This window comes from Janthinobacterium sp. BJB304 (genome assembly GCF_002735765.1).
Taxonomy (GTDB): Bacteria; Pseudomonadota; Gammaproteobacteria; order Burkholderiales; family Burkholderiaceae_D; genus Janthinobacterium.
Genome location: NZ_PDZN01000029.1, coordinates 69,538 through 84,088, shown reverse-complemented (window position 1 = coordinate 84,088; position 14,551 = coordinate 69,538). Strand labels below are relative to the sequence as shown.

Annotated in this window: 15 protein-coding genes; 7 read left to right on the top strand and 8 right to left on the bottom strand. The window is 59.6% G+C overall.

Annotation, left to right across the window (positions count from 1 at the left end; all coding sequences use genetic code 11):
- Nucleotides 1–277 precede the first annotated feature (277 nt).
- From CSQ95_RS26200 to CSQ95_RS29385, 6 genes are all read left to right on the top strand, one after another.
- Entirely contained in the window at nt 278–859 is a 582-nt protein-coding gene (locus CSQ95_RS26200) for a TetR/AcrR family transcriptional regulator (RefSeq protein WP_099411600.1), read from the top strand.
- A 67-nt stretch (nt 860–926) separates the two neighbouring features.
- Nucleotides 927–2,567 carry a SulP family inorganic anion transporter gene (locus CSQ95_RS26195; protein ID WP_099411610.1) on the top strand — a complete coding sequence of 547 codons (1,641 nt, stop codon included), beginning with the start codon at nt 927–929 and terminating at the stop codon, nt 2,565–2,567.
- Nucleotides 2,564–2,953, top strand: a complete 390-nt coding sequence (locus CSQ95_RS26190) for an Imm1 family immunity protein (RefSeq protein ID WP_099411599.1) — start codon at nt 2,564–2,566, stop codon at nt 2,951–2,953. The genes CSQ95_RS26195 and CSQ95_RS26190 overlap by 4 nt, the downstream gene beginning before the upstream one ends.
- 1 nt (nt 2,954) lies before the next feature.
- Nucleotides 2,955–3,239 (top strand): hypothetical protein, encoded by a 285-nt coding sequence (locus CSQ95_RS26185; protein ID WP_099411598.1) that lies wholly within the window; start codon nt 2,955–2,957, stop codon nt 3,237–3,239.
- Nucleotides 3,229–3,606 carry a DUF2750 domain-containing protein gene (locus CSQ95_RS26180; RefSeq protein WP_257218229.1) on the top strand — a complete coding sequence of 126 codons (378 nt, stop codon included), beginning with the start codon at nt 3,229–3,231 and terminating at the stop codon, nt 3,604–3,606. The genes CSQ95_RS26185 and CSQ95_RS26180 overlap by 11 nt, the downstream gene beginning before the upstream one ends.
- Nucleotides 3,584–3,772: a hypothetical protein gene (locus CSQ95_RS29385; protein ID WP_143450084.1), complete on the top strand. Its 189-nt coding sequence runs from the start codon at nt 3,584–3,586 to the stop codon at nt 3,770–3,772. Before CSQ95_RS26180 ends, CSQ95_RS29385 begins: the two co-directional genes overlap by 23 nt.
- A gap of 4 nt (nt 3,773–3,776) precedes the next feature.
- Here the strand turns inward: CSQ95_RS29385 and CSQ95_RS26175 are convergent, their stop codons facing one another.
- The 8 genes from CSQ95_RS26175 to tssF form a co-directional block, all read right to left on the bottom strand.
- Nucleotides 3,777–4,256 carry a GNAT family N-acetyltransferase gene (locus CSQ95_RS26175; protein WP_099411597.1) on the bottom strand — a complete coding sequence of 160 codons (480 nt, stop codon included), beginning with the start codon at nt 4,254–4,256 and terminating at the stop codon, nt 3,777–3,779.
- Between the two features lie 71 nt (nt 4,257–4,327).
- On the bottom strand, nt 4,328–5,443 hold the full coding sequence (locus CSQ95_RS30200) for a T6SS immunity protein Tli4 family protein (protein WP_257218228.1): 1,116 nt from the start codon (nt 5,441–5,443) through the stop codon (nt 4,328–4,330).
- 2 nt (nt 5,444–5,445) lie between these two features.
- Nucleotides 5,446–6,456 carry a GPI inositol-deacylase gene (locus tag CSQ95_RS30195; protein WP_257218227.1) on the bottom strand — a complete coding sequence of 337 codons (1,011 nt, stop codon included), beginning with the start codon at nt 6,454–6,456 and terminating at the stop codon, nt 5,446–5,448.
- Nucleotides 6,453–7,304 carry a hypothetical protein gene (locus CSQ95_RS30190; RefSeq protein ID WP_257218226.1) on the bottom strand — a complete coding sequence of 284 codons (852 nt, stop codon included), beginning with the start codon at nt 7,302–7,304 and terminating at the stop codon, nt 6,453–6,455. The genes CSQ95_RS30195 and CSQ95_RS30190 overlap by 4 nt, the downstream gene beginning before the upstream one ends.
- A complete protein-coding gene (locus CSQ95_RS26160) occupies nt 7,301–9,895 on the bottom strand; it encodes a type VI secretion system Vgr family protein (RefSeq protein WP_099411596.1) in 2,595 nt (864 codons plus the stop codon). Before CSQ95_RS26160 ends, CSQ95_RS30190 begins: the two co-directional genes overlap by 4 nt.
- A 12-nt stretch (nt 9,896–9,907) precedes the next feature.
- Nucleotides 9,908–10,162: a PAAR domain-containing protein gene (locus CSQ95_RS26155; RefSeq protein WP_099411595.1), complete on the bottom strand. Its 255-nt coding sequence runs from the start codon at nt 10,160–10,162 to the stop codon at nt 9,908–9,910.
- A 28-nt stretch (nt 10,163–10,190) separates the two neighbouring features.
- Nucleotides 10,191–11,180: a type VI secretion system baseplate subunit TssG gene (gene tssG / locus CSQ95_RS26150; protein ID WP_180279170.1), complete on the bottom strand. Its 990-nt coding sequence runs from the start codon at nt 11,178–11,180 to the stop codon at nt 10,191–10,193.
- Nucleotides 11,180–12,985 carry a type VI secretion system baseplate subunit TssF gene (gene tssF, locus CSQ95_RS26145; RefSeq protein ID WP_099411593.1) on the bottom strand — a complete coding sequence of 602 codons (1,806 nt, stop codon included), beginning with the start codon at nt 12,983–12,985 and terminating at the stop codon, nt 11,180–11,182. The genes tssG and tssF overlap by 1 nt, the downstream gene beginning before the upstream one ends.
- Nucleotides 12,986–13,160: 175 nt before the next feature.
- On the opposite strand from tssF, the gene tssK reads away from it, so the two are divergent.
- Nucleotides 13,161–14,507 carry a type VI secretion system baseplate subunit TssK gene (gene tssK, locus CSQ95_RS26140; RefSeq protein ID WP_099411592.1) on the top strand — a complete coding sequence of 449 codons (1,347 nt, stop codon included), beginning with the start codon at nt 13,161–13,163 and terminating at the stop codon, nt 14,505–14,507.
- The last annotated feature ends 44 nt before the right edge of the window (nt 14,508–14,551 follow it).

The following is a 14,551-nucleotide window of genomic DNA, read 5'->3' as shown; positions in this document are numbered from 1 at the left end:
GGCAGGGGGGGCGCCGGCTGGCTGCGGCTGCCCGTCTGCACGGGGGGCTTGCTGTCCTGTTTGCCTTTTGCTACGGCGTCGCGGCCATCCTGTTCCTGCTGGATGGCGCGCTGCAAGTTGCCGGCGGACTGGTCTTTGTTTTCGTTCATGCTTGGCCTCCCTGGAAACGAAGATCCAGTATCGGCGCGGCGCCACCATCAAACGGTGCGCTTGCTAACAGAGTGGCGCAAACGGGCGTAAAGTTATATGATGATTGACATAAATGTAGGAGGGCAGCATGAAAGTAAGCAGGGAGCAGGCGGCGCTGAACCGCGAGCGCATCGTCGACGTGGCGGCAAGATTTTTCCGCGAAAAGGGCTATGACGGCATCGGCGTGGCCGACCTGATGAAGAACGCGGGCCTCACGCATGGCGGCTTCTATGGCCATTTCGCGTCCAAGGAAGATTTGATGATCGAGGCGTGCCAGCACGCCTTGAACAAGTCGCTGGAAGGCTGGCGGGCGAAGATTGCCAGCGACCCGCAGCGGGCGCTGCCGGCCATCATCGACAGTTATCTGACCACCCGGCACCGCGACCAGCCGGGCACGGGCTGCCCGGCGGCAGCCATGGGCGCGGACGTGGCGCGCATGTCGCCCGGCGCGCGCCCCGCGTTTACGCAAGCCACGCGGCAGCAGTTCGCGCTGCTGGAAGGCTTGCTGCCCGACGGCGCGCCCGATGGTACGCCGGAGCGGCGGCGCCAGCAGGCCATTGCCACGTTTGCCGCCATGGTGGGCGCCATGGTGCTGGCCCGTTCCGTCGATGACGAAGCGCTGTCGGCGGAAATCCTCGATGCCGTGAAGGCGCAATTGCTGCCAGACTGATGGCGTTCCCCCTGTCAGCCGGCCTCGTCGCATGGTAGGCTTCGGTTTTCAGATTTTGGGATCATCCATGCTGCTCTGGCTCAGGCAATACCGGCGTCCTCTGTTGGCCGGAGACATCACCGCCGGTATCGTTGTCGCCATGATGATGGTGCCACAAGGCATGGCTTACGCCTTGGTGGCCGGTTTGCCGCCCGTGGTCGGCATCTACGCCAGCATCCTGCCGCCCGTGCTGTACGCCTTGTTCGGCAGCAGCATGACGCAATCGGTGGGCCCCATGGCCATCGTCTCGCTGATGACGGCCGCCGCTCTGGCGCCGCTGGCCGACCCCGGCTCCTCGCTGTACATCGTGCTGGCCGCCCAGCTGGCCTTCATCAGCGGCCTGGTCCTGCTGCTGTGCGGCGTGCTGCGGCTGGGCTTCATGGCCAGCTTTTTGTCGCGTCCCGTGATCAGCGGTTTCAGCAATGGCGCCGCGATCCTGATCATCTGGGGCCAGATTACGCCCCTGCTGGGCGCAACGCTTCCCCACTGGCACGCGCCCAGCCTCGTGCTGGGGCTGTCCGGCCTGCTGTTCCTGTGGCTGGCCAAGCGCTACGCATCGCGCCTGCTGCAGCGCTGCGGGCTGAACAAGGTGGCCGCCGACGTGGGCGCGCGCCTGGCGCCGATGGCGCTGGTGCTGGCCGGCATCGCGCTCGTCGCCTATGGCGGCCTGGCAGCGATGGGCGTGCAGACGACGGGTCACGTGCCCAGCGGCTTGCCGGGACTGAACCTGGCCACCTCGGGCGCCCATTGGCGCACCTTGCTGTCGCCGGCGTTGCTGATCGCCTTCATTATCTTCCTGATGAGCATGTCCGCCGCCCAGACCCTGGCGCAAAAACGCGGTGAAAAACTGCAGACGAACCGCGAACTGCTGGGCCTGGGCGCGGCCAACGTGGCCAGCGCACTGTCGGGCGGCTTTCCCGTCACGGGCTCGATTTCGCGTTCGGCCGTCAATTTCCAGGCGGGCGCCAACACGCCCCTGGCCAGCATCATCACGGCGAGCCTGCTGGCGCTGGCGCTGGTGGCGCCCACGGGCTGGCTGGCCCTGCTGCCGCTGCCCGTGCTGGCCGCCACCATCATCTTTGCCGTCAGCAGCTTGCTGGACTGGGATACCTTGAAATTGTCGTGGCGCTACGACCGCAGCGATGCGCTGGCCCTGCTGGCGACGACGGCCGGCGTGCTGGTGCTGGGCGTGGAAGCGGGCGTGGTGATCGGCGTGCTGCTGTCGATGGGGACGCTGATCTGGCGCGCCAGCCGCCCCCATATCGCGGTGCTGGGGCGTATCCCGAACAGCGAGCACTTCCGCAACGTGGAGCGCTACGAGGCGCAGACCTTGCCCGACGTCTTGCTGCTGCGCATCGATGCGGGCCTGTTCTTCGGCAATGTGGAAGCCGTCACGGAGCGCGTGGAAGACGAGTTGCGCGGCCACCCGACGGCGCGCCACCTGGTGCTGGTGCTGTCGGCCGTCAATCAGATCGACAGCACGGCCTTGCTGGGCTTGATCGAGCTCAACAGCACGCTGGCCAAGCGCGGCATCAGCCTGAACCTGGCCGAGGTGAAGGGCCCCGTGATGGACCGTTTGCGCCAGAGCAGTTTATTGAAAGACCTCAGCGGCAAGCTGTACCTGAGCACGGCGCTGGCGACGAACGATTTGAGCGGGAGCACAGCATGACAATGGAATTGAATCTGCATGGCGAGCCGCGTGCGATCGGCAGCGTGCTTGCGCTGGAACAAGCGCTGCAGGAAGCGCGCGCCCTGGCCCAGTGCGAGCTGTGGCTGACCATGGCGACCGATGCGGAGCAGGGCCCGGCCCTGTGCATGCTGCGCAATGGCGGCAACGCCTGGCTGATGTATCTGTCGGGCCAGGAAGACTCGAGTTTTCACTCGCTGGGCGACGAGGAGGCAGACGGCGTTTGCAGCTATCTGCTGTCGAATGGCCAGGTGGATGAGTATCCGGAAGCGTGGTGCATTGATGTGGAACACTGCCAGCGTGCCTTTGCCGATTTTTTCAGGACGGGCGGCGCGCGGCCGGCCGCCATCGAGTGGGAGGCGGACTGACATGCCGCACACCATCATCGCCGAGATCGACAGAGACTTGCTGGCCGCGCTCGATGCCAGGGCAGGTTTATTGATGCTGCGCGCCATCCTGCTGCGCTACAAGGCCAGCGGCGTGACGGCGGCGCAAGTGGCCGGCTTGCTGCAGGAATTGCGCGCGTCTGCGCAGGACGGCGTGCAGGATGAGGCGCGGGAAGACGTGATACTGGACGCCCTCGACTTGGTGACGGGCTGGTGCACGCCGCAGCTGCGGGTATGGGACGAGGCAGGGGGAAACCGTGCATCCTGAAAAGTTCAAGCACGTGATGGGCCTGCCGTCCGCCGAACGCCATGGCTATTTTGTGCGCAAGGTAGCCGATACGCAAGAAGTGTGGGGCTTGTACCACGACGGCTGGGCCACGGCGCAAGCCGACGCCAAGGTAGCGATACCGTTCTGGCCGGAAGCGGCATACGCGCAAGCGTGCGCCAGCGGCGAGTGGGAACATTTCCAGCCGCGCGCCATCGCGCTCGACGATTTTTTGAGCAAGTGGCTGCCCGGCATGGCCGGCAACGGCCAGCTGGCGTCCGTTTTTCCCGTGCCGCAAGGCCGCGCCAGCATCGCGGCGCCGGACGATTTACGGAGGGATTTGCAACATGAGGCAGAACAATATGAATGAAGACAAGGATCGCCTCGACGCCTGGTACGACGGCTCGGCCATCTGCCTGATCGCCGTCGGTGCGCACGGCGACCCGCTGGACCTGGGCGACGACGAAGTGCGCGCCCTGATCGCGAAGCTGCAGCAATGCCTGGCCGAGTCCGAGGCTGGCGCGGTGCCTGACTGAAGGTTCAGGCGGCCGCCAGCGCCTTTTCCATCGCCACGCTGGCCAGGCTGATGCCGCTCGGGTGCGCATACGCTTCCGCGCGCAAGGCAACAAAACCGGCGGCCCGGTAAAACGGCTCCGCATTGAGCGAGGCGGACAGGTGCAGGCGCACTATGCCGCGCCCACGCGCCAGCTGCTCCAGCGCCGCCAGCAGGCGCTTGCCGATACCGAGTCCCGCGCGCGCGGGATCGACGAAGACGGCATCGACTTCCTGCTTGTCCGCATCGAGCATGGCGTAGCCGGCGATGGCCTCGTCCTGCATGGCGACGATGCCGCCACCGGCAGCCAGCATGGCGCCATACGATGCCGGCACGGGCGAGGCCGTCCACGCGGCGATCTGTTCCGGCGCATAGTGCGTGGCGCAACTGACGCGCACGGCCACCGTGCGCAGGGCCCACAGGGCGTCGATGTCAGAGGGCAGGGCGGGGCGCAGGGTGATGGGCATGGGGGCTTTCCGGGCAAAAGGAGCATGCTAGCGCAACAGCTTGCACGGCGCCAGCATGAGTTTGTCAATTGTCACTGCGCCGGCTTGTCCGGATCGATGTAATACGAGCCCGGCGGCGCACCCGGCACTTTCACCCGGAACTTCAGGCCGGACAGCAGCTTGTCCCACAAGGCGATGGCCTCCTCGTCGGTCAGCGACGCGGCGTCGGCTGCGCCGACCATGTTGTGGGCGACTTTGGTGTACATATGCGCCTCCAGTACAGATGGATTCGCGACATCGCGCGGTTTGCCGACCAGGGCCCATTCAAAATCGTGCACGCCATCTGTTCGTCGTATCAGCGACTCTTCTCCTTGCCAGTGCTGGACGTTGCGTTTGCCCTCGCGTAGCAGGGTTCTCTTGGGATAGCGATTGCCTTGTCTTTTCTTGGCCATATCAATACGGCCCAAGAGGGATAGTTCAATGTGCATTTTTTCATACAATTCACTCGAATAATCCATATATGCATTTTTATTCGAGCTTACTGAAAATGTGACGTCAGGAAAACTGGGGAAATACAGCCCCGCACTAACTATTTCCTGTTCCTCATAGCTATTTCCCTTAATGAATCCGTAAGGAATGCAATTTCCCGGTTCCGTCGGTATGTCAGATTCTTCGCGTAATTGAAAATTATTTGCACGAACTATTTGTTCGGCAGCGACATCCATTCTTGTTTTTCCTTCAGGAGTAGTGTCTCCTATGGTAAATGTGATATTTCCTTTTGTAATGTACGTATTGAAATATACATTGCCTTCATTTTTGGTATATTTGTCAGGGAAATATTGAATCTGCCAAATGCCTTCGGCTGGGAATTTTCCATTGTAGATAATTTCCGAAGTTGGGTTGTTGAATTTTATTCGTTCAATATCTTCTAGAACTTGTTTGTCGCGTCCTGCCAATCCATCGGTTCTTATTTCAATCGTTGATGGTAGTGATGTTTCCCCAAAAATCAATTCTGTCTCTTGCGGTATGCGCAGGGTGTAGCGCCCAAAACATGCCAATTTCGTTTTTAGAAAGAGCACTTCAAGACGTTTAGTAAGAGCGATATTTTCTGACACGGCATTCTCCTCGATCGAACTTAGCGCTTTGAAAGGTTGGAACAATCCAAACATTGCAATAGTGGTGAAAAGAATTTTTTTTTGACTAAACATGATCAATTCCACTTTGCTGTTTTTGCGATTTGTATAATGGAATATAGCATTGATGCAAGTACATTTGGATTCGAATAGCTATCTTGGTGCCCGTAATCAGTTCCATCTTTCACCCCATGAATAAATAACCGTTCTTTTTTAAAGCACTTTTCTAAATTTTTTGAGGGTACTGTGTCATCGCCAGCGGCACTGGCTGGCATTAGCCGCAATCGTAGTTTTTGAGGGCCAGCTTGAACAATAAGCTCATTTTTGGCGTTGTCTCCGTGCAGAGACCATTTTTCAGGAGAGAGTGACTTGGGTCTTTCTTTGGCATCTGGTAGCCCGCTGTTAAGCCCATGGATTACTTTGAATGCGACGTTGCCATAACTTAAACGCTTCGGTGATGCGCAGTAGCTTGCATAAGTAAGGGAGTGGAACGTATCTTTTATTGATTCTAAAAATTCAAACGCGTTTTTGAGCCTGCGATTAACGTTCATCAAACCACCACCATTTTTTTCTTCTATTTTTGCCGGATTTATCCATTCTGGATTTATTAGCCGCCACCACGCATTTGGTGGTTGCAAATAAATAGCATCCAATGCTGTAGCGCCCTCGCGCGGCCAGCTCCACAGTTCTTTGTCTTGCTGATCTACCACCCTGAGCCATTTTTCACCGTACACGACGCCAGGCATCATCTCCAGCGGTGCCGGGGCATTCGCCAGAATGGCGGTCGCATGGACACCATTGATGCCAAGTACCTCAGCTTCGTATTCACCGGCAGTAGTGTCTTTTTCCTGAAAGCCGAATCGCATGCGCTTATACGCCCCGGCGGCGCCGATGGCTGGCATAACACTGTGATAAATGCCAAGTATGGTCAGGTCACTGTCGTTGACTATTTTTCCATAGTCAGGGTGTATCAAGGCGCGGGCCAGCAGGCCCCCCATGCTGTGTGTGACCAGAATGACTTCATGACAATTGAATCCTCGCTCACGATAACCTTTGACCAGGCCTCTTAGGCGTTTGGCAATGGTCACGGCAGTGACGCTATTGCTCTGCACAAAGTTGTAGCCCATCGCGTGAACTGGGTACCAGCATGCCGCGATTTTTTCAAGTCTTCTTCCGTTACGGGATTGCCTGATATGCCACCAAACGTGGATGGGTCTTTCATTACCGACGCACTCAAGCCACTTGTCCCGCGCCAGACTGGATGCAGCTTCCCGCCTAACACCATATTGTTCATGTGCTTTTCAGTGTGTTGGAGCATGGAGCCATAAGCTCCATCAAATAACACTTCGCTCCAGCCGCGCCATCGGGCTACCTGCGCTGGAGTTGTGAACGCTTGCGGTTTCCCTTGTACAGGACGGCTGCCGGGGTTGACTCTGTTCGAGCCCATCAGGGGAGGGATGGCTGTCAGACTGTCAGGAACGTTCTGATGTCGTATATCGGAAGCCATTGTTTGTGGTCCCTCCGCGTCAAATCGTCCATTGTTTTCTGTGTAATGGTAGTATTCGACTTCTGTTTCGTTGGGGTCAAACACCAATTGACGTTGTTGAGGCGTAGCTTCTCTGAACCATCCGCCTAAACCAGTTCCGGCTGCAACGTCTGCCATCCCTCCCACCCCCATCAAGTCGTCCGGTCGCCATGCTCGATTGTCCGGGCGCTCCAACCGTTTTTGCCGCGCCTTGGACATACGTAAGTTGCTGCCCATGACACCCGGCAGAAAGATAATCGGTATCACTTTGCCTGGAGGCTTGGCGACCTCATGGCGTGCTGTGTCGCTGGTTCTGGTCATCTGCACCGCGTACTCAGCCCATCCGCCCACACCCTGTGTAAATTCTCTTGGATGATTACCTCGTTTGTTCAGCTCATCGTTGTCACTCATGGCAGTTCTCCCTTATAGCGAATGATGTAGCTGTCCATGCCCGTGGATTTTTGTAGTTGCGTGGAACCGTCTTCCGCGCTTTTGCCGGGCATGTTGCCGTCATCGCGCAGGATTTCAAAAGCAAGGCCAACGGCCGGTGTATCGTCGACATTCACCAGCAACACTTCCTGGTCAAAACTGCTGTGTGGCCGTTCATTGAATTCCTGCGACACGCTCTTCGGCGCCAGGGTTTCCAGGTTGCCGTTGAAGAGCACGGGCGAGGAGGTGAAGAACTGCACCTTGTCGCTGATTTCCAGCATGTGGTTGGCGCCGTGCAGGCGCACGCCTTTCTTGCCCTTGATGTTGACCCAGTCCGCTTCGCTGATCAGCGACAGCACTTTCCGGGCGAGGATTTCCACCTCGTCGCTCTGGGCCTGGATGGCTACCTTGCCGCTGGCGGCGATCAGTTTCATGCCGGCCTTGTGCACGAACAGGCTGAAGGTTTTGGCGATGCTGGCAAACATGCTGTCGCCGCTGGCGAGTGAAATATGTTTGCTGCTGGTGAGTGCCACATGCTCGCTGGCGGCCAGGTGGATGGACTGGGCCGTGCTCAGCTCGATGCCGGCCGGGCTGGCCAGCACCAGATGTGGTTCAGACAGTTCCGGGAAGTCGCCGCCGCTGCCCTTGATGGCGGCGTTTTGCCGTTGGATGGTGTCGGCCACGGCGCTTTGCTGTGCGGTACTGTCCTGCGCGCCCGCATCGACGGCCATGCCGGCCAGTCCCTCATGCAGTTGGCGTGCCTGCGCCAGGCGGGACTGTGTTTCGTCGAGCTGTTTGATCGACGCGGCGCCTGCCGAAGTCTCTGTGCTGATCAGCATGCCTCTGGCAGCGCGCAGGGCGCCCCAGGCGTTGCTGGCCAATTCAAAGCCCGCGCCGCGCGCTTCCTTGCGCCCGGCATTGTCGTCGATGCGGGTGATGTTGCCCAATGAAAGCCTGCTGTCCTGGTGCTCGCTGCGCAGCTGTGCCTGGATCGCCCCCTTGGTATCGTCGAGTACCAGGTGGTTGGCACTGCGGGCGCCCAGTTCGCGGCTGCGCACGCCGGACAGGGCGCGTTGCTGCGGCAATTGCCATGGCGGCGGATTGGCGCTGTTGTAGACGACGCCGATGACTATGGGATGGTCGATATTGCCGTCCTGAAATTGCACGACCACTTCCTGTCCCACGCGGGGCAAGGCGATCTGTCCCATTTGCGGTCCCGCCATCGGCATCATGACCCGTATCCATGGCGAGCTGCGTTCATCGAATTTGCCCAGGCGGTCCCAGTGAAATTGCAGGCGGATGCGTCCCAGGGCATCGGTATGGATTTCTTCCCCGGCCGGCCCGACCACCAGTGCCGTCTGCACGCCGGCAACCACGCACGGCGTGCTGTTGTAGCCACGGCCCGGGCGCCAGCGAATGTCCCGCCGCACGCACACCAGCGTGTTAGCATAATCCGATGGCGCGCTGGGCCCCGCTTGATAATTGTTGCTGGCGATATGCTCGGCTGACAGGATCAGGTATTCGCGTTCGGCAATACTGTCCGGGCGTTCCTGGCCAGGCTGATAGCGCTTTTCCTCGGCGCTGAAATGTCCATCGAGCCGGAAACAAAGGCCGGGCTGCGCGCCACGGTGATTGCCTGCCGCCTCGAAATACTGGCGCAGATGGTCGCTTTCTTCCATGCGGCGCTGTGCCAGGGACTCTCCATCATCGACATTGCTGTAGCCATAGGCGCCCGTATCTTCATACAACTCGTGGGCAAATACGTCGCCCTGGCGATTCAGCGAGTAGCCGCTGGCAAGGCGTGGCTGCGGATTTTTATAGTCGAAACTGGCCAAGGTCAGCTGTCCCGAGCCGATCCGGCGCACGGCTTGCCATTGTTGCAGGCCATCGTCTTCCAGGGAACCCGACTCGGCGTGAAAGCGCATGGCGCCGTCGCCGGATGCTGTGGCGATCATGTCAGCCAGGGTGCTGTTGTCCGCGAGCCACAAGGTATGGCCATCGGCACTGTGCTCGTACCAGTAATGCCAGCCGAGGGCTTCCCAGCGCCGGTGCAGGTGGTTGTAGTCGGTTTCATTGTGCTGGTTGGCGCAGGTGATCTGTGGATCGTCGCCATGGATGCTGGTTTTCCAGTCGCGCTGCTCGTAATGCGCAAACGTTGTTTCGGTCAGCTGCATGACGCTTTGGCCATGAAAGGACACGTTGTCCTGGCGCAGCCGGGCAAAGGCCAGCCACGGCTGCAGCACCATCCGGTACCAGGCGAAGCCGCCGTCGGCGCGCAGCAGGCAGAATTCGCCCACATAGCCGTTAAAGTGGCGCAGCGTGCCATCGTCGCGCACCATGGAAATGGTCACCATGCGGCCCATCATGGCCTTGAGCGCGATGTGTGCGTCGTCCGACAGCAGCTCGGTTTCGAAACGGAAGTCGCGCGATACTTCTTCCCTGGCGGTCAGCGAATTGACCAGCAGGATGGCGCCGGCCGGTCCATCGTCATGGGGGAAATCGATCTTCAGCAGGCGCCGCTCTTGCGCGGCGAGGTCGAAGGCCGATAACGCCGCCTGTATGCTTGCATGCATGGCCTGCCTCCCTTATAGCGATGTGATCAGGCGGGCGCCGCAGGCGGTGGCATCGCCGTCATAGGCGTACGGCTTGCCCATGTGCTTTGCGCCGGCGCCGTCTGGCGTGATGGGAAAGCTGCCCTTGCACTTGGGGCAGAAAGTCATGTCGTCGACCAGCGCCGCCGTCTTCCCCATCACGGTGCTGTCCGACGATGCACTGGTGACCTTGCCGCCGTGATCGGTTGCGTCTCCTAGCCGGATGACGCCGCGTCCCGCATGTTTCATGCTTGCCTCGCTTTCAGGGATAAACTGCTCAAGCCAGTTGCAGCAAATAACGCACCTGCGCGCCGCGTACCTTGCCCTGTGCCGTCTGCAAGAACGTCGTCCAGCCAAGGCGCCTTCTTTCCGAAGGCTTGGCACTCAGGAGCAGGGGCTGGATGCATGGCGGACTCAGTATCAGCCGCACTTCATATTGCACATCCGGTACGCCAAACAGCGCCAGCATCTTTGCCAGTGCCGCCGCACCTGCGCTGTGCGGCAGGAAGCGTTGCAGGCCGGCAGTATCCAGCGGGCCGATATGCAGGCAGACGCGCATGTCCTGGCGCCACAGCCGCAGGCCAAGCGTTGCGCCGCGCGCCAGAACGAAGTTGACACTGCCCAGCAGGCTGCGCCGGTTTTTTTTCAGATAGTCCCAGCCCCCGACAAATTGTCGCAGGGCGACGGGTACGCCGCAGTATTCGGCCAGCACGGGACCTATCGCCTGAGCTGAAACGGGGCGGCAGCGCAGCAGGCCAGCGTACCAGGCTGCGACGTCCTGCGTCACGGCGCCGGCTTCGCCGTTCGATGGCAGCGCATCGCGCGGTACGCCAGCGAGCGCCGTCAGCAAGGGCAGTTGCGCATCTTTTGCATGGGTCTCGCGTGCGGACTCCAGGCGATATTTTTCCCATGCCTGGCAATACAGCGAGACCATGCGGTGCGAAAAGATATCGAGGAAGGCCGAGACGCCGGCATCCTTGCTCGACAGGCGATAGGCGGCAATACGTTCCGAGTGGTGCAAGGGCAAAGTGCCGCCGACGCCCAGAAACCGCATGAAAGCCGGTATCAGGATCAGTTGTTCATGCTCGTCGAGCGAGAGCTGCTCGATTTCGCTGGCTGGAAAGTTCAAGGACAGACTGTTCTTGAAGCGCAACACCTGGCTGAAGGCTTGTGCATGGGACACGTTCTGCTGACGTAGCCAGCACAGCAGAATACGCACCGCCTGCACGAACTGGTAGCGGTAAGGCTCGGCGAGCAAGTGTTGCATTACACCAGATTCTGCAATCCGCTTCTTGGTTTGCATCGGATCAGCTCCTCTCCGCTTTGCAGTGACAGCACCACCAGTTCGATGAAACTGTTGATTTGCACATACAGGCCAAGAAAGTGGTCGATCACCTGTACAAACAGGTGCATGCCGCTGCCGATAAAGGCTTCCTCGTCCAGCGTGATGCGCACTTCCACGCCATGCGCCAGCGAGGTGCCGCGCCTGTGCCGCAGCCATGTCGTGGTTGGCGAGTGCGCCAGCGCGACGATGCCGCCGATCTGGCGTTGCGAACTTGCCGATTGGGACAGGTCGTACAGCGTCAGCATTTCGCGCAGCGCCGGCAGTCCCTCCTGGACCAGTGCGTGATGATTCAGCGCCAGATGCGAAATCAGGCGCCAGTGCAGACCTGCGCCTGGCGAAAAGCGTCGCGGCTGGCTGGGGCGTCGCAGCATGTGCAGCGCGGGTCCGCCAGCGCACGGTTGCAAGTCTCCTTGCGGCTGGCCGTATTTGAGTGCAAGGGGAAGATCGCGGTTACTGCATGTCAGCGACAGCGACAAGCTGGCCTTTTCATGGATCAGGGGATTGAAGTCGCTGTCAATCAGCGTGATTTTCTTTTCATGACCAGGGCTTTTGATGGCCAACGCCGTATCGTGGCGCATGATCCAGTAATGGCCCTGTTGCGCCGTACCCTCGCCATGCCGCAGGCTGTACAGCGGGCGGAATTCGGTCAGCGTACTTTCGCCGCCGCGTTGGCGCAGCAAACGCACGGAGTCGATGGAGACGACTTCGTAACCATGCGCATGGGTGGCATGGGCCAGCACGGGATAGTCGGTTTTCTGCCGGGTGACGGAGATCGGTACGCCTTCCTGGCGGAAGATATTGACCGCCGGACTGCAGCCCAGCCTTAAGTTTTCGCTGGAAATGCTGGACAACATGCGCGCCGTAGCGGAATCGGGCCGTAAACCGGCCATGCACAGATGCAGGGTAAAGCGCTGGCAAGCAAGCGGCAAGGCGGCACTCAGCGCCGCGATATCGATGTCGAAGAAACTGAATTTTTCCGGATACGCAAAATACTCGCTCAGGATGCGGTAGGCCGGCTGAGAACGAGCACCGAACGATATCAAGGCATCCGTGTCGGCGAAGCCGACGGGCGTCAAGGGCACGGCGGGCAAGGCCATCCATTGCACCGCGTCGGTCGACACAAATGCGCAGACGGTATGCATGAACAGGGCATCGCGCAATGCGGCGGAAAGAGAAGCCTCGCCATCGATGAAAACGCGCAGCGATGCGGGCACCGCACCGGGATGCCGGATGCCGATGTTCAGCGAGGAGCTGGCCGATGCCGGCAGGCGTACGCCCGGTGGCGCCTTGATCATCGCATCGAAAACGGCGCTGTCCAGTACCGATGCGCCGGTCGTCATATCGTAGGCCGTCTTGAAGCGGCAGCGCACGCCACGCACGGGCGCTGTATCCATTTCACTGCCGGCAGGCAGGTGCAAAGCACCCGCTCCCGCCGCCGGGGCGCACTGGCGCACGATGCTGCAGGATGGAAAGGGACGCAGGTAGTGCGGGAACAGGGCTTCGAACAAGGCTTCGGTAAATTGCGGATAGTCGTCATCGAGCCGTTTTGAGATGCGTGCCGCCAGCATGGCCACCGATTCGATCAAATGTTCCACGTGCGGATCTTCGCAAGACTCGCCGGACATATGCAGTTTGCCGGCGATTCTCGGGTAGCGCTCGGCAAACTCACGGCAATGTCGCCGCAGCATCACCAGTTCGCGTTCGAAATACGGCAGCAAGTCTTCCATCTTTCTTTTCCTGTGTCTTCGCGGCGGAATGGCCAGTATCCGAGTGTTTGCTCCAAGGAAAATTGCGTTTGCGCAAATAATTGAACAGGGTTACTGCGCAACATCAAGGACTTCCACGCTGGCAACATCAGACTGGCAAAGCAGAAAGATTCCAACGGTCAACACGGAGAATGCAATGACATTGCCATCCAAATTACTTTGGTCCGAAGGCCTGGCCATCGGTCCCCAGCAATTCCAGCAGCTGGACCGCTACCATGAAGCGCGCCTGCAACGTCTGGCCTCGCTCATTAATCCACATTTATGGGGTGTGCACGGCGTCAGCTGGAATGCGGATGCGCTGGCCAACAATAGCCTGCGGGCAGACGCCATGTCGCTCGTCTTTCAGGATGGAGAACTGTTTGAAGCGCCGCTGGGCGATGTATTGCCCAGTGCGGTTGACCTGTCCAAACTCCCTTCCAGCGAACATAGCTTTACTTTTTATGCCGCGCTGCCCGCGCTGCAGGCACATGGCGGCAATGTGAGCTCTGCCGGTGCGCGCTATGTCCAGGCGGATATCGAAACACCGGATCTGTACAGCGAGGCGGTCAGCATAGACGTGGCTTACCTGAAGAAACGCGTGTATCTGCTGTCCCAACTGGACCCTCTGAATGATTACCTTGCCATCCCGGTGATCCGTTTGTACCGCGCCGGCAATGGCGGCTTTGACATCGATGCCTCCTTCATCCCACCTGGCCTGACCATCAGTGCAGAGTCCTCGCTGCAGAAAATGCTCGATTCGCTGATCGATCGCATGGGGGCGAAAATTGAGGCGCTGTACAGCCGCCACCGTCAGCCTGGTAACAATACGGTGGAATTTCATGGCGGGGATGTTGCCTCGTTCTGGATGCTCCATACCTTGAGCATGGCCAGCGCCACGCTCAGTCATTGCGCCAGTTACCGGCGTCACCATCCCGTGTATTTGTTTGAAAAATTGATGGCGTTGGCCGGTGGCTTGATGACGTTTTCGAAGAAATACACACTGAGCGACTTGCCCGCTTATTGTCACGATGACGCGGCTGCCGGCTTCGGCAAGCTCGATGGCATCATTCGTGACCTGATCGATACTGTGCTCCTGTCGCGCTATTTCCCGATCGCGCTATCGAACGACGCGCAACAGAACACCCACTATTACGGCTTGCTCGATGCCAAGCGGATTGACCGTCAGACCGAACTCTGTCTTGCGGTAAACGCCGATATGCCGGCGCTGGAACTGGTCGCCACGGTGCCGTTGCAGTTCAAGATTTCATCTCCGGACAATATCGAACTGCTACTGGGCAGGGCGCTGCCGGGTGCCGAGTTGCGCCATATGGCCCAGGTTCCCGCCGAGGTGCCAGTACGGCCCAATACGTATTACTTTTCGATCGATAACAAGGGCAGTATCTATGACAGTATGATCAAGGCTCAGGCGATTGCGATTTATGTGCCGTCTGGCATAAAAGGGCTGAAGCTGGAATTGTTCGGTATCAGTAGCGCCGCCGCGTAACGATGGTTGGCCTGACGCGCCGGGGTATTGTCAAAAGATTGCCC